This window comes from Variovorax sp. TBS-050B, assembly GCF_029893635.1.
Classification (GTDB): domain Bacteria; phylum Pseudomonadota; class Gammaproteobacteria; order Burkholderiales; family Burkholderiaceae_C; genus Variovorax.
This window is the reverse complement of the sequence record NZ_JARXYR010000002.1, coordinates 2,888,689-2,901,375: the sequence shown is the minus strand read 5'-3', so window position 1 is coordinate 2,901,375 and position 12,687 is coordinate 2,888,689. Positions and strand designations below refer to the sequence as shown.

Genomic DNA, 12,687 nt, shown 5'->3' with positions numbered 1-12,687 from the left:
GAAATGAAATCAAAATCGGGCCCATGCCCTTCCCCCTCACCACCGACCTCGTCCAGGCCCTCGCGCCGACCGGCGTGCTGCGCGCCTCCATCAACCTCGGCAACCCGATCCTCGCGGGCCGCGACGCGGCCAGCGGCGAGCCGGCCGGCGTGTCGATCGACCTCGCGCGCGCCTTCGGCGAGCGCCTCGGCGTGCCGGTCGAGCTCGTGGTCTTCGACACCGCGGGCAAGTCGGTCGAGGCCGTGGCGGCGGACGACGCCGACATCGGCTTCTTCGCCATCGATCCGGTGCGCGGCGCCGAGATCGCGTTCACTGCGCCTTACGTGCTGATCGAGGGCAGCTACCTCGTCCGCCAGGATTCGCCGCTCGCCGCCAACGAAGAGGTGGACCGCGCGGGCGTGCGCGTGGCGGTCGGCAAGGGCAGCGCCTACGACCTGTATCTCACGCGCGAGCTGAAGCAGGCGCAGATCGTGCGCGCGCCCTCCTCGCCCGCGGTGGTGCAGACCTTCCTCGACGAGAAGCTCGAGGTGGCCGCCGGCGTGAAGCAGCAGCTCGAAGCCGACCAGGCGCGCCATGCCGGCCTGCGCCTGCTGCCGGGCCGCTTCATGGTGATCCGGCAGGCCATGGGCACGCCCAAGCGCCGCGGCGCGGCCGCGGCCGGCGCACTGGCCGCCTTCGTCGAGGACATGAAGGCCGCGGGCTTCGTGGCCGAGGCGCTCGCGCGGCACGGCATCCAGGGCGCGTCGGTGGCGCCCGCCGCATCGTCGTCCTGAGCGCGATGCGCAAGAACCTGCTGTTCTTCGTGCTCGGCGGCGCCATGGCCGCCGCCGTCATCGGCGGCTGGTTCCGCCTGAACGCCACGCTCGGCGGCACGGCCGGGCAGCAGGTGCAACTGCTCGATCCCGCGCGCATCGAACTGATCCGCACGCCCGGCGGCCACCTGCAGGTCAGCGAGATGGCCAAGGTCGAGGAGTTCGGCTGGCAGACCTCGTGGGACTGTCCGCTGGTGGACTGCAGCCGGCTGCCGAAGACCGTGTCGCGCGTGCGCGTGCAGGCGCGCTACGTCTACCGCATTCCGCTCGCGGCCGAATGGCGCCTGCGGCCCGAGGGCGACCACTACGTGCTCACGCTGCCGCCGCTGCAGCTGCAGGCGCCGGTGGGCTTCGACACCGCGAACATGGAGATCGTCACCACCGAGCAGAGCGTGCTCTCGCCCGCCGCGCCCGCCAACCGCGAGAAGGCGCTGCGCCATCTGGGCCCCGAACTCGCGCGGCGCGGCGCGAGCCCGGCCTACCTGGCGGCGCAGCGGCAGAACGCCGAACAGACGGTGCGCGAATTCGCGCAGCAGTGGATGCGCGAGCAGAACGGCCGGCCGATCGCACGGCCGATCCGCGTGGAGTGGCGCGGGCCCGACCCGATGTAGGGTGCGGCCCCGCGCGCTTCAGGCCGCCCGGGCCGCCAGCGCCAACGGATTGAGCCCCGGCCCTTCGACCCGCGTGAGCGTGTTGCGGTCGGTGTGGTGGAAGGGCTCGGCCTGGCCCTGGATCTGCATGACCGTGTCCTGGTCGTAGGACCAGGTGCCGTCGGCGTTGAGGGTCACGGTGATGTTCCATGCGAGCGTGGTGAAGGCGCGCTCGATGAAGGGATTCGAGACGATGCCGTTGACCAGGCTGCCGCGCTCGGCGCTGAGCGTGAAGCGCGTGGCGTCGGCCGTCGCATGGCCGACCGCCATCGCCACCTGGCCGCGCGGGATCGCGAGCGTGTGCATCACGGTGCCGGTGGCCGGCTCCCAGAGCCAGTAGCCGACCTGGTCGTGGTACATCTTCGTGAGGCCGGGCTTGTGGATGTAGGTGTGGTAGCGCAGGCCGTAGAGCAGCTGCGGGCCGTTGGTCTGCGCGTCGATCGGCTGCAGTTCGATGCGCTCGACGTAGACCTGGGTCTTGGGGCCTTCGCGCTTGGGCTTCACGTCCACGCCGCGCGTGCCCTCCCACACGCCCGCCATGGCGCGCAGCGGGCCGAGGTTGGCCAGCGTGTCAGGGTCGGCGGGCGGTTCGGTGTAGATGTCTTCGGTCGGGTTCATGTCTTCAGGCGTCTTCGTGGGTCGAGGGTCAAAGGTCAGGGATTCTGCGCGAAGGCATGCAAGCTTCGCACCGCCTCGCGCGTGGGGCCGAAGGCGCCATAGCGCACCGGCAGTCCGCTCGCGGCTTCGATCCTTTCGATCCAGGCCGCGGGCGTGGCGATGGCTTCGGCCTCGTAGCGCGGCTCGGCGGCGTGCAGTAGCCGCGTCAGCGCCTGCTGGTGGTCGAGGTCGGGCGCGGAGGCGAGCGGCAGCGCCTCGATGCGCGCACCATCGGCGCCGCGGTAGCCGCCGCACCAGCGCAGGCGCGTGCGCTCGAAGGCGTCGAGATGGCTCGCCACCAGCCCGTCGAGCCGCCCCGCCGCGGCGAGCGCATGGCGCAGCAGCACCGCATCGGGATGGCCGCGCCGGAACGCGCCCTGCCAGCCGTCGTCGGCGTTGTGCGGCTCGGCCAGCCGGGCATCGAGCGCGCGGTCGTGCGTGGGCAGCGGGCCCGGACCGTGGCGCGTGAGATAGCTGCGCAGCACGCCCAGGTGGCGCACCGCGGGCGTGCCGATGCCCGCATCGTGCAGCACGGCTTCGACCGCGGCGGTGGAGATGGTGCTCCAGGTGGTGTGCGGATGAAAGCCGCGCCACTCGTCGAGTAGCACGCCCTGCGCGCCCTCGAACAGCACGGTGCCCGGCTGCGCGAGGCGAGCGCCGATGGCATCGGCGCTCGCGGGCGGCGCCAGCCGCACGCAGGGCGCGGCGGCATCGAGCCAGCGCCGGGCGAGCGCGTCGTCTCCGAGCAGCGCCAGTTCCTGTGCCGCTTCCGCATGGGGCGGCGAAAAATCGGCGAACTCGCGCTGCAGCGCGGCGCGCAGCGCCTGGAGCTTGTCGAGGGCGCGCGCCGGATGCGGCAGGTCGCCGTAGCGCAGCGCCGCCTCGGGCGCCGCGAGCGCCTGCCGCACGGTCTCGCCGACGCCGACGCCGCAGCTGCCGTGCCGGGCCGCGCCCCGGGCCCATTCGCGCAGCCGGCCGGCGGCCTGGTGGTAAGGCGTGGTGACGCGGCAGCGCGCATCGATGCGCAGCCGCGCGAACGCGTCGCCCACGCCCGCGCGGCGCAGCGCCGCTTCCTCCACCCGCAGCGCGGTCGGATGGACCACCACCGGGCTCGCGAGCACGGTCGCGACATCGGCATGGAAGCTGCCGGCGCCGAACTGCGAGAAGGTGTGGTGGCGGCCGTCGGCCAGCACCACGTTGTGGCCCGCCTGCGCGCCGCCGTTGAAGCGCACCACCGTGTGCGCCCGCAGCTCGCCGCAGAGGTGGTCGGTGTAGAGGCCCTTGCCGCAGTCGCCGAAGCCGAGGCCGAGCAGCGAGACGTAGCGCGTGGCAGGTGCCGCGGTGGCGCTCACCCGGCGCTCAGCCGAAGAGCCGCTTCCACCACGACGAGCGCGGCGCCGCATCGGCGACGTTGGCCGGCGGCGCGCGGCGCGGCGCGTTCGGGTCGAGCAGCGCGGCATAGCCGTCGAGCGCATGCAGCACGCCGTTGACGCGCTGCGGCTCCATGCCGGTGGCGGCCATCACGCCCGCGAGCGCATCGAGGCCGGGCACGGCCTTCTCGGTCAGCGCGACGATGCCGGCGGCCACGGCGCAGGCGTCGTCGGGCGAGTCCATGCAGATCACGTGATCGCCCAGCAGCTCGCGCCAGCGCGCCTCGCAGCGGCGGCGGCGCTGCGCGTCGGGGATCAGGAAGAACAGGTGGCAGGTCTCGGCCGCGGCGGCGATGACCTCCTCGATCGGAATGTCCTCGTCGAGCTTCTCGCCGATCAGGCCCTCGACCTGCCGGCGCGACACGGCCGGATACGGCAGCTCGTCACCGGTGACGAAGAGGTAGCCGCGCTTGCGGCGCTTGACCCAGCAGTCCATGTCGGTGTGCTGGGCCATGACGTAGAAGGCCAGCTCGTAGCTCTCCTCGCCGCTGCCGCCGCCACCGCCTTCGAGGTAGCTCCAGGTGAGCCACTGGTCCATCAGGTCGGCGGTGGATTCGAATTGGCCCACCTGCAGCGGCGCCTGGTCGGAATTGGCGTCGCCGATCGCCATGAACATGAGCTGCGGGTCGGCCACGCCGCAGTCGGTCAAAAGCTTCATGAACGTCGGCAATTCGCGGCGCGCGAGGATCTGCGGGATGTCGCCCATCGACCCGGTGACGTCGAGCGCGAACGCGATGCCCAGCGAATTCGGATGGTCGGCGTTGTCGCGCGACTCGCGCACCTTGAGCCCGTGCGGGTTCATCAGCGGATGCGTGGAGGTCTGCGTGAACACCTCGGCGCCGGGCCGGGCGGCGCGGTCGGCGATGAGCGCCGTGTGCGCGGCGTGCGAATAGTTTCCGTAGCCCATGGATTCTCTCCTCGTCGTTTGTTTGTCTGTCGTGGCTCAGGCCCGCGGCGCGGGGTCGAAGGGCACGAAGCGCGGCGCGCCGAAGGCTTCGCGCGAAGCCGCCGAGAGCGCCTGCTCGATGCCGCGCGCGCCCAGGCGTTCGCAGGCGGCCACATCTTCGCTGCACTGGCGCAGCAGCGCGGCCAGCGGCGCCGGCGTGTGTGCGCCCAGGCCCGGCTGCTCGCCGGGCTCGCCGCCATGCAGCACCGCGCGCACCGTCCAGGCGCTCTGGGCGAGGTCGCGCGCCGCCGCGGCGGCCTGCGCCGCGCCCGCGGCCTGCCGCGCCCGCGACCAGCCGACGATCAGCACGCCGTGGTCGCGCGGATGCACCAGCGCATGCGGGGGCGCGAGCGCGCCATGGCTCCAGCCGGCGTCGTGCACGAAAGCCAGCACCTCGAGCATGCGGCGCCAGAGCCACACCGCATGGCGCGGATCGATGCCGTGCGGATGGGCCTGCCGCACGTCGTGCAGGCTGCCCCAGAAGCCCGGCGGATGGCGCAGCACCAGCGCCTGGCGCGCACCGTCGGCCAGGCCTTCGGCGAGCCCGGCGCCCACCGGCTGCGGCAGGCGGCGCGTGAAGTAGGCGCTGCCCGGCAGCGAGAGCGCCTGCAGCGCGTCGAGCACCGCGGCTTCGCGCCGCAGCACCGCATCGTCGGCCGCTTCGCGCGCGAGCTTGATCGTCACACGCTCGGGCAAGGCCCCGAGCCGCTCGGCCAGCAGCACCTCGCTGTGTTCGCCCGCGGCGAGCGGCGCGAGCACCCGGTAGCGCGCGCCGCGCCAGTGCAGCATGCGGGCCGCATCGCCGTTCTGGGCGTTGGCGCGGCGCAGCGCGGCGCGGAAGCTCTCGCGTTCCACCGTCTCCTCGCCGCGCGTGATGGTGGCGCCGCAGTAGCTGCAGTTGACGGTGCGCCAGCGCGCCGCGCGCGGCAGCGGCGCGGCGCACTGCGGGCAGTCAAGAGCCAGCAGCGGCAGCATCGGCTAGGCCGGCTTCTCGGGCGAGGCCAGCACGCGGTCGATGCGGCGCCCGTCGAGCGCGGCCACCTCGAACTGCCAGCCCGCGCAGTCGATCACCTCGCCCGACTCGGGCAGGTGGCCCGAGACCGCCATCAGCAGCCCCGCCACCGTGTTGTAGCGTCCGCGCTCCTCGTCGGGCAGCTCGCGGATGCCGAGGCGCGCGCGCAGCTCCGACACCGGCATCAGGCCGTCGAGCTCCCACACGCCGTCGGGCCGCTGGCGCGCCCAGGCTTCGGTCAGCGTGCCGGGCTGCAGCTCGCCGGTGATGGCTTCGAGCAGGTCGCGCGGCGTCATCAGGCCCTGCACCACGCCGTATTCGTCGACCACGAACACCAGCCGCCCGCCGCGCTCGCGGAACTGCTCGAGCAGCTCCATGCCGGTGAGCGTCTCGGGCACGAACACGGCCGGCGCGGCCTCTTCGCCGAGCACGCCCGCATGGCCGGCGCCGAGCCGCAGCAGGTGCGCCACGCTGATCACGCCGACCACGTCGTCGAGCGAGTTGCGGCACACCGGATACCAGGAGTGCACGAGGTTGAGCGCGCCCGCATCGGCCACCTTCTGCAGCGCCTCGGCCACGGTGTCGGCGGCGTCGAGCCATTCGATGTCGGCGCGCGGGATCATCAGCGAGGACAGCCGGCGGTCGTCGAGGTGGAACACGTTGCGCACCATCTGGTGCTCGTGCTGCTCGATCACGCCCGCGTCCACGCCTTCCTCGAGGCTGGCCGAGATCTCTTCCTCGGTCATGGAGCGCGCGGCGTTGGCGTCGATGCGCAGCAGCTTCAGCACCGCCGCGGTCGCGCTCGCGAGCAGCCAGACGAAGGGCTTGGCGCCCTTGGCGAGCCCGCGCATCGGTCGCGAGACCCAGCGCGCCACGGGCTCGGGATAGAGCTGGCCGATGCGCTTGGGCACCAGTTCGCCGAAGATGATGGTGAAGAAGGTGATGCCGGTCACGACCAGCGCGGTGGAGGCCACGCTCGCGGTGCCGCCGCCGAGGCCGAGCCCCTCCATCCACACCGCGAGCGGCGCCGCGAACGCGGCCTCGCCCACGATGCCGCTGAGCATGCCGATCGAGGTGATGCCGATCTGCACCGTGGAAAGGAAGTGCGTGGGCTCCTCCATCAGCCGCAGCGCCGCCTCGGCGCCTGCGTCTCCCGTTTCCGCCAGTGCCGCGAGGCGCGCGCGCCGGCTGGTCGAAAGGGCCATTTCGGACATTGCGAACAGCGCGTTGAGCGTGGTCAGCAAGGCCAGCAGGAAGACATCCATGTACAGGGGGTGAAAATGAGGAGATGGCACTTTACTTGATCGGCGATATCCAGGGCTGCGACGCCGCCCTCCAGCGGCTGCTCGACGAGATCGGCTTTTCCCCGAGCCGCGACACCGTGGTGCTGCTCGGCGACCTGGTGAACCGCGGGCCGGATTCGGCCGCCGTGCTGCGGCGCGTGCAGGGCTACGGCGCCTCGGCGCTGAGCCTGCTCGGCAACCACGACCTGCACCTGCTCGGCGTGGCGCACGGCGCGCGCAAGCCGGGCCGCAAGGACACGCTGGCCGGCCTGCTGGCCGCGCCCGACCGCGAGGCCATGCTCGACTGGCTGCGCCGCCAGCACATGGCGCTGCACATGCGCATCGGCGACGGCGAGCTGCTGATGGTGCATGCGGGCGTGCTGCCGCAGTGGACGGTGGGCGACACGCTTGCGCTCGCGGCGGAGCTCGAATCGGTGCTGCGCGGCCCGGCGCTGGGCGCGTTCCTGCACGAGATGTACGGCAACGAGCCCGCGCAGTGGAACGATTTGCTCGCGGGCAGCGCGCGGCTGCGCGTGGTGGTGAACGCGCTCACGCGCATGCGCTTCTGCACGGCCGCGGGCGCCATGGATTTCGGCAGCAGCGACAGCGCGGACTCGCCGCCCGAGGGCTTCCTGCCCTGGTTCGACGTGCCGGGCCGCAAGACCGCCGGCGCCACCGTCGCCTTCGGCCACTGGTCGACGCTGGGCTGGCTGTCGCGCCCCGACCTGCTCTCCACCGACACCGGCTGCGTCTGGGGCGGCTGCCTCAGCGCGGTGCGCATCGGCGCCACGCTGGCCGAGCGCGAGCTGGTGCAGGTGAAGTGCGCGCAGGCGCAGAAACCCGGCCAGTGAACGCGCGGGCGCGGCTCAGCCCGAGACGCCGAAGCCCGTGTCGAAGGTGGCCTTGACGTCGAGCGGCTGCCGGATGAGCCCCACCTGCCGGTAGAAATCCGCCGTGCGCTGCTGGTCGGCGACCACCTGCGCATCGATGGGCACCCACTTCTGCTGCCGCCGCTCGAACTGCAGCTTCGCGGCCTCGGGCGGAATGCCGATGATGCGTGCGAGCGCGGCCGAGTAGGTCTCGACGTTGCGGTAGGACCAGCGCTGCGCCTTCACCACGCGCTGCAGGAAGTCCTGCAGCACGGGGCGCTTGGCGGCAATGGCCGCATCCGTCGCCGCGAGGTAGCTGAGCCCCGGCAGCAGGCCGCGTCCGCCGACGAGCACGCGCGCATGACCACTGACTTCCGCGAGCGCGGTGTACGGCTCCCAGGTGGCCCAGGCATCGACCGAGCCCTGCGTGAGCGCGAGCTTGGCGTCGGCCGGCGCGAGGAAGCGGAAGTTCACGTCCTCCGGCCGGAGCCCCGCCGCGGTCACGGCCTTGAGCGTGACGTAGTGGCCGATCGAGCCGCGATTGGTCGCGATGCTGCGGCCCTTGAGATCGGCCGCGCCGCGCAGCGGCGAATCGGGCCGCACGAGCACCGCCGTGCCGTAGGCGTCGGAGCGGTTCGCGCCGATGGCCTTGACCCGGGTGCCCGCGGCGAGCGCGAAGATCAGCGGCGCATCGCCGATCGGCCCCGAATCGACGGCCGCGGCATTGAGCGCCTCGGCCAGCGGCGCCGCGGCCGGGAATTCCGACCACTGGATGTCGTAGTCCAGCCCTTCGAGCGCGCCCGCCGCTTCGAGCAGCGCGCGCAGGCCGCCCTTCTGGTCGCCGGCCTTGAGCAGCGGCCGGCCCTGGGCGTGCACACGCATCGGCAGCGCGGGCAGCGCGGTGGCCGCCGCGATGGCGGCGCCTTGAACGAGGAGTTTCCGGCGCGAGGGCCCGGGCGTGAGGTTCATGGTTTTCTCCGAAGGTGAAAAAGAAGTCAGTGGATGAAGCCGCCCTTGACCAGGCGCACCGGCTGCGCGTCCATGCGCGCGATCAGTGCGCCGAGGCCGTCGGCGGCCGGCGCCGGGGGCGGCGCCGCGCCGTCGCTGCGGCACAGCAGGTCGTCGTCGGACCAGCCCGCCTTGCCGGGCTCGCCGAGCGCGCGCAGCCAGCCGTCGCGGTCGGCGATGAACTGCGTGCCCGCGAGCCGCGCGGTGGCGGCGATCAGCGCCAGCGCCTCCCAGGCGGCGGGCGAATCGGCGACGCAGTCGGCGGCGCCGGCCAGCGTGCCCGCGCCCTGCGGCGGCAGCAGCTGCACGGTGACGAGCCGCGGGTCCTCGGCCGGGGCCGCATCGCCGGCCACGAGGCGCAGGCGCTGGCCGCGCCAGCTCGCGAGCGCACGCGCCGGCCGCGCGCCGCAGCGCACGGCCATGTCGGGCAGGCCCACGGGCTGGGTCCAGCGCCCGAGCGTGCGCAGGCTGCGGCCCGCGCCCTGCGCCTTCATGTAGTCGATCAGCGCCCAGGCGTCGTCGGCATCGAGCGTGGCGGCGAAGCCGGGCATCGTGGGCCGGCCGTCCGGCCCCGCGTCGCGCATGCCGTGCAGGATGCGCCAGAGCAGATCGCCGTCGGCGCGCCGCCAGAGCAGCGGCCCGCCGAGGTCGGGCGGCCACATCGGCAGCGCGGCCGCGAGCGGCCCCTCGCCGCGCCCGTCGGCGCCGTGGCAGGCCGCGCAGTGGGCCGCATAGAGCACGCGGCCGCGCACGATCGACGCCGCGGTGAAGCCGGTCGGCGAGGCATGGAAGCTCGCAGGCGTGGCCGGCACCGCCAGCACCCGCGGCGCCGGCCAGGGCGCGGCGAGCAGCAGCATCGGCACCAGCGCGAGCAGATGCCAGCGCGCGCGCCGCCACGGCAGCGCCAGGGCCAGCACGAGCAGCGCGGCGCCGATGCAGGCGAGCGTCCATGCGAGGTTCCGCGCCTGGCCGGCATCGATCAGCAGGTTCTCGCCCGACAGCCGCCAGGCCCAGGGCCAGGCCGGCTGGCCGTGCACCTGCGGCACGAGACCGAGCGCATCGAGCACGCGCAGCAGCTGCAGCTGCGCCGCCTGCAGCAGGCCGATCAGGCGCTCGATGCCGGCGGCACCTGGCGCGGCGCTGAGCTCACCAGGTGGCATCGAGCCCCAGGTGCCGCAGCGCCTCGTGCCGCAGCGCGGCAAGCCGCGCGTCGCCGCGGTGGCGCGGATACGGCAGGTCCACCACGATCTCCGCCGCCACGCGCGCGGGCCGGTCGCTCAGCACGATCACGCGGTTGGCCAGGAACAGCGCCTCCTCCACGTCGTGCGTGACCAGCAGCGCCGAGAAGCCGGCGCGCTGCCACAGGTTGACGAGCTCGCTCTGCATCGCGATGCGGGTGAGCGAATCGAGCTTGCCGAGCGGCTCGTCGAGCACCAGCAGCTGCGGGTCGTTGACCAGCGCCCGCGCGAGCGCCACGCGCTGCGCCATGCCGCCCGAGAGCTGGTGCGGAAAGGCCCTGGCGAAATCGGCCAGGCCGACGAGCTTCAGCGCCTCGTCCACGCGGGCGCGCTGCGCGCGGAGCACGCCACGCGCCTGCAGGCCGAGCGCCACGTTGTCCCACACGCTGCGCCAGGGATAGAGGGTCGGGTCCTGGAACACCACGATGCGCGACGGATCGGGCCGGGTGATCGGCGCGCCGTCCTGCGCGATGCGTCCGGCGGTCGCGGGCTCCAGCCCGGCCACGAGCCGCAGCAGCGTCGACTTGCCGCAGCCGCTCGGCCCGAGCAGCGCGACGAATTCGCCGGGCGCGACGCTCAGATCGATGTCGTCGAGCACCTGCAGCGGCCCCGCGGCCACGTCGAACCAGTGGCTCACGCCGCGGATGTCGATGCGCGCGCCGGCGCGCCCGGCGGTGACGGCGGCTACCACTTCACGGTCCCCTTCTGCCACGAGAGCACGCGGTCGCGCACCTTGAAGAGCAGCGTCACGAGCCCCGAGCACAGTCCCGCCATCACGATCAGCGCCGCGTACATGTTCGAGTACGAGGCCCAGCCCTGCGCCCACGAGAGATAGAAGCCGAGCCCGGCCTTCACGCCCATCATCTCGGCCGTGACCAGCACCGAGAATGCCGCGCCCAGCCCCATGAAGAGGCCCACGAAGACCTGCGGCAGCGCCGCGGGCACGGCCACCCGCAGCACCAGGAAGCGCTCGCTCGCGCCCATGGTGCGCGCCACGTCGTAGTAGTTGCGGTTGACGCCGGCCACGCCGGACCAGGTGAGCACCGCCACAGGGAAGCCCGTGGCGAGCGCGATCAGGAACACCGCGGCCGCATAGCTCGATGGAAAGAAGAAGAACGCCAGCGGCAGCAGCGCCGAAGCCGGCACCGGGCCCACGAAGCGCAGCACCGGATGCACCCAGTAGCCCGCGATGCGCGACCAGCCGATGGTCACGCCGGTGAGGAAGCCCGCGAGCGCGCCCAGCACGAAGCCGTGCGCCAGCAGCCGCGCCGAATGCCAGAGGCTCTCGCCGAGCCGGCGCCAGTCGTCGACGTAGGTCTCGACCAGGCTCTGCGGCGGCGCGAAGAAGGGCGTGGGCAGCAGCGCGAGCTTGGCGGTGGCGATCTCCCAGGCCGCGAGCAGCAGCGCCAGGGCCACGAGCCACGGCCCTGCCGGGCGCAGCGTGCTCGCGACCCGACCCGCGCGCGCACCGAGCAGCGCGACCGCGAGCAGCAGCGCACCGGCCGCGACGGCGGCGAGGCCGAACGCGTCGGTGTAGGCCCAGTCGCCGAAGCCCACGGGCTTGTTCGGCCATTGCAGCGTCAGCACGCCGAGCGCGAACCATGCGACGGCGGCCGCGAAGCCGCTGCGCCACGCGCCCGGCGAGGCGGCGCGGCGCGGCGCCGGCGCTTCGACGCGCGGCGTGCGCAGGGGAAGGGATGCGCCCTCGGCACCGCCGCCGCGGAAGGCGAGCGTGCCGAGGCCGAAAGCGGGTTCGGGTGCACTCATGATCAGGCCAGCGGATCGAACGAGACGTGGTCGGCGAAGCGCACCGGATCGGTGGTCTTCCTGAGCACGCCGACGCCGCGGAAATCGCGCGCATAGAACTCGACCTCGTCGCGCAGCTTGCGCCCGAGCGGATGGTGCGCATGCGTGAGCGTGCCCAGCAGCGCCCGCAGGTCTTCCACCGGCACCTTGGGCGAGTACTTCGCGAAGAGCCTGGCCGATTCGTTCGGGTTCTCGGCCACGTAGTCGGAAGCCTGCACGATCGCGCGCACGAGCGCGGCCACGGTGGGCTTGTCCTTGCGCACCAGCTCGCCGCGCGCGCCCACGATGCAGCAGACCTTGTCCTTGTATTCACCGCTCAAGTTGCTCGCGAGCTCGACGAAGGCGCCCTTGTTGCGCTTCTCGATCAGGTAGACGTTCGGGTCGCCGTCGGCGATGGCGTGGATCTCGCCCTTCTGCACCGCGATGTCGAGCAGGTCGGCCGGATACTGGCGCCAGGTCACGTCGCGCTCGACGTCGATGCCGTTCTTCGCGAGCAGGATCGAGAAGAAGTTCTTGCCCGGGCTCGCGATGTCCGACACGCCGATGATCTTGCCCCGGAGGCTCGCGAGGCTCGTGGCGCCGGCGCTCTTGGCGCCGACGAGGCGCACGCAGCCGCCGTGCGAGCTGCCGACGATCTTCACGTCGAAACCCGATTCCAGCGGCTTGAGCCAGCGGTGGATCATGCCGACCGCGGCGTCGGCCTTGGCGGTGGCGAGCGATTCCAGCAGCTGGTCGGTGGAGCCGGTGTAGTTGATCAGCTCCACCTGCAGGCCGTTGCGCTCGAAGTAGCCGCGCTCCTGCGCCACCACCACGGGCGAGAGGCAGAAGGCGGCGGCGTTCCATGCGAATGTGAGCTTGCGCGCAGACTGCGAGAACGCCTGCGACGCGATCAGGCCGCCGGCGGCGACCACGGCGGCGGCGCCGCCGGCGCGCAGCACGCTGCGGCGGGAAGGGAATGCGGTCATCGGGGACTCCG

At 73.0% G+C, this 12,687-nt stretch carries 13 protein-coding genes; 3 read left to right on the top strand and 10 right to left on the bottom strand.

The genetic code is table 11. The annotated features are described in order from the left end of the window. The first annotated feature begins 23 nt into the window (after positions 1-23). Positions 24-773, top strand: a complete 750-nt coding sequence (locus tag M2165_RS16475) for an ABC transporter substrate-binding protein (protein WP_280815673.1) — start codon at positions 24-26, stop codon at positions 771-773. A 5-nt stretch (positions 774-778) separates the two neighbouring features. After that, positions 779-1,423 carry a hypothetical protein gene (locus tag M2165_RS16470; RefSeq protein WP_280815672.1) on the top strand — a complete coding sequence of 215 codons (645 nt, stop codon included), beginning with the start codon at positions 779-781 and terminating at the stop codon, positions 1,421-1,423. Between the two features lie 18 nt (positions 1,424-1,441). On the opposite strand, the gene M2165_RS16465 is transcribed toward M2165_RS16470, so the two are convergent. From M2165_RS16465 to M2165_RS16445, 5 genes are read right to left on the bottom strand one after another with little or no spacing between them, the layout of a single operon-like run. Continuing rightward, the gene (locus M2165_RS16465; RefSeq protein ID WP_280815671.1) at positions 1,442-2,080 is read right to left on the bottom strand and encodes a heme-binding beta-barrel domain-containing protein; all 639 of its coding nucleotides are present in this window, start codon (positions 2,078-2,080) and stop codon (positions 1,442-1,444) included. A gap of 35 nt (positions 2,081-2,115) precedes the next feature. Next, on the bottom strand, positions 2,116-3,471 hold the full coding sequence (locus tag M2165_RS16460; RefSeq protein WP_280815670.1) for an adenylosuccinate synthetase: 1,356 nt from the start codon (positions 3,469-3,471) through the stop codon (positions 2,116-2,118). Between the two features lie 7 nt (positions 3,472-3,478). Further along, positions 3,479-4,456 carry a VWA domain-containing protein gene (locus M2165_RS16455; protein WP_280815669.1) on the bottom strand — a complete coding sequence of 326 codons (978 nt, stop codon included), beginning with the start codon at positions 4,454-4,456 and terminating at the stop codon, positions 3,479-3,481. Positions 4,457-4,492: 36 nt separating this feature from the next. Continuing rightward, positions 4,493-5,470 carry a protein kinase family protein gene (locus M2165_RS16450; RefSeq protein WP_280815668.1) on the bottom strand — a complete coding sequence of 326 codons (978 nt, stop codon included), beginning with the start codon at positions 5,468-5,470 and terminating at the stop codon, positions 4,493-4,495. 3 nt (positions 5,471-5,473) lie between these two features. After that, entirely contained in the window at positions 5,474-6,772 is a 1,299-nt protein-coding gene (locus tag M2165_RS16445) for a hemolysin family protein (protein WP_280815667.1), read from the bottom strand. A gap of 23 nt (positions 6,773-6,795) precedes the next feature. On the opposite strand from M2165_RS16445, the gene M2165_RS16440 reads away from it, so the two are divergent. Further along, entirely contained in the window at positions 6,796-7,641 is an 846-nt protein-coding gene (locus M2165_RS16440) for a symmetrical bis(5'-nucleosyl)-tetraphosphatase (RefSeq protein WP_280815665.1), read from the top strand. A gap of 15 nt (positions 7,642-7,656) precedes the next feature. On the opposite strand, the gene M2165_RS16435 is transcribed toward M2165_RS16440, so the two are convergent. The 5 genes from M2165_RS16435 to M2165_RS16415 are packed head-to-tail and all read right to left on the bottom strand — an operon-like array spanning position 7,657 to position 12,676. Then, entirely contained in the window at positions 7,657-8,628 is a 972-nt protein-coding gene (locus M2165_RS16435; RefSeq protein ID WP_280815664.1) for an ABC transporter substrate-binding protein, read from the bottom strand. Between the two features lie 26 nt (positions 8,629-8,654). Beyond that, positions 8,655-9,827 (bottom strand): c-type cytochrome, encoded by a 1,173-nt coding sequence (locus M2165_RS16430; protein WP_280815663.1) that lies wholly within the window; start codon positions 9,825-9,827, stop codon positions 8,655-8,657. After that, positions 9,814-10,596: an ABC transporter ATP-binding protein gene (locus M2165_RS16425; RefSeq protein ID WP_280815662.1), complete on the bottom strand. Its 783-nt coding sequence runs from the start codon at positions 10,594-10,596 to the stop codon at positions 9,814-9,816. The genes M2165_RS16430 and M2165_RS16425 overlap by 14 nt, the downstream gene beginning before the upstream one ends. Further along, positions 10,590-11,672 carry an ABC transporter permease subunit gene (locus tag M2165_RS16420; protein WP_280815661.1) on the bottom strand — a complete coding sequence of 361 codons (1,083 nt, stop codon included), beginning with the start codon at positions 11,670-11,672 and terminating at the stop codon, positions 10,590-10,592. Before M2165_RS16420 ends, M2165_RS16425 begins: the two co-directional genes overlap by 7 nt. Before the next feature lie 2 nt (positions 11,673-11,674). Then, positions 11,675-12,676: an ABC transporter substrate-binding protein gene (locus M2165_RS16415; RefSeq protein ID WP_280815660.1), complete on the bottom strand. Its 1,002-nt coding sequence runs from the start codon at positions 12,674-12,676 to the stop codon at positions 11,675-11,677. Positions 12,677-12,687: the final 11 nt, after the last annotated feature.

Excerpts from the sequence above, each read along its gene's own strand:
- M2165_RS16445 (WP_280815667.1), bottom strand. The coding sequence starts at position 6,772 with ATGGATGTCTTCCTGCTGGCCTTGCTGACCACGCTCAACGCGCTGTTC.
- M2165_RS16465 (WP_280815671.1), bottom strand. The coding sequence starts at position 2,080 with ATGAACCCGACCGAAGACATCTACACCGAACCGCCCGCCGACCCTGAC.
- M2165_RS16435 (WP_280815664.1), bottom strand. The coding sequence starts at position 8,628 with ATGAACCTCACGCCCGGGCCCTCGCGCCGGAAACTCCTCGTTCAAGGC.
- M2165_RS16450 (WP_280815668.1), bottom strand. The coding sequence starts at position 5,470 with ATGCTGCCGCTGCTGGCTCTTGACTGCCCGCAGTGCGCCGCGCCGCTG.
- M2165_RS16475 (WP_280815673.1), top strand. The coding sequence starts at position 24 with ATGCCCTTCCCCCTCACCACCGACCTCGTCCAGGCCCTCGCGCCGACC.
- M2165_RS16470 (WP_280815672.1), top strand. The coding sequence starts at position 779 with ATGCGCAAGAACCTGCTGTTCTTCGTGCTCGGCGGCGCCATGGCCGCC.
- M2165_RS16440 (WP_280815665.1), top strand. The coding sequence starts at position 6,796 with ATGGCACTTTACTTGATCGGCGATATCCAGGGCTGCGACGCCGCCCTC.
- M2165_RS16420 (WP_280815661.1), bottom strand. The coding sequence starts at position 11,672 with ATGAGTGCACCCGAACCCGCTTTCGGCCTCGGCACGCTCGCCTTCCGC.
- M2165_RS16430 (WP_280815663.1), bottom strand. The coding sequence starts at position 9,827 with ATGCCACCTGGTGAGCTCAGCGCCGCGCCAGGTGCCGCCGGCATCGAG.
- M2165_RS16455 (WP_280815669.1), bottom strand. The coding sequence starts at position 4,456 with ATGGGCTACGGAAACTATTCGCACGCCGCGCACACGGCGCTCATCGCC.
- M2165_RS16415 (WP_280815660.1), bottom strand. The coding sequence starts at position 12,676 with ATGACCGCATTCCCTTCCCGCCGCAGCGTGCTGCGCGCCGGCGGCGCC.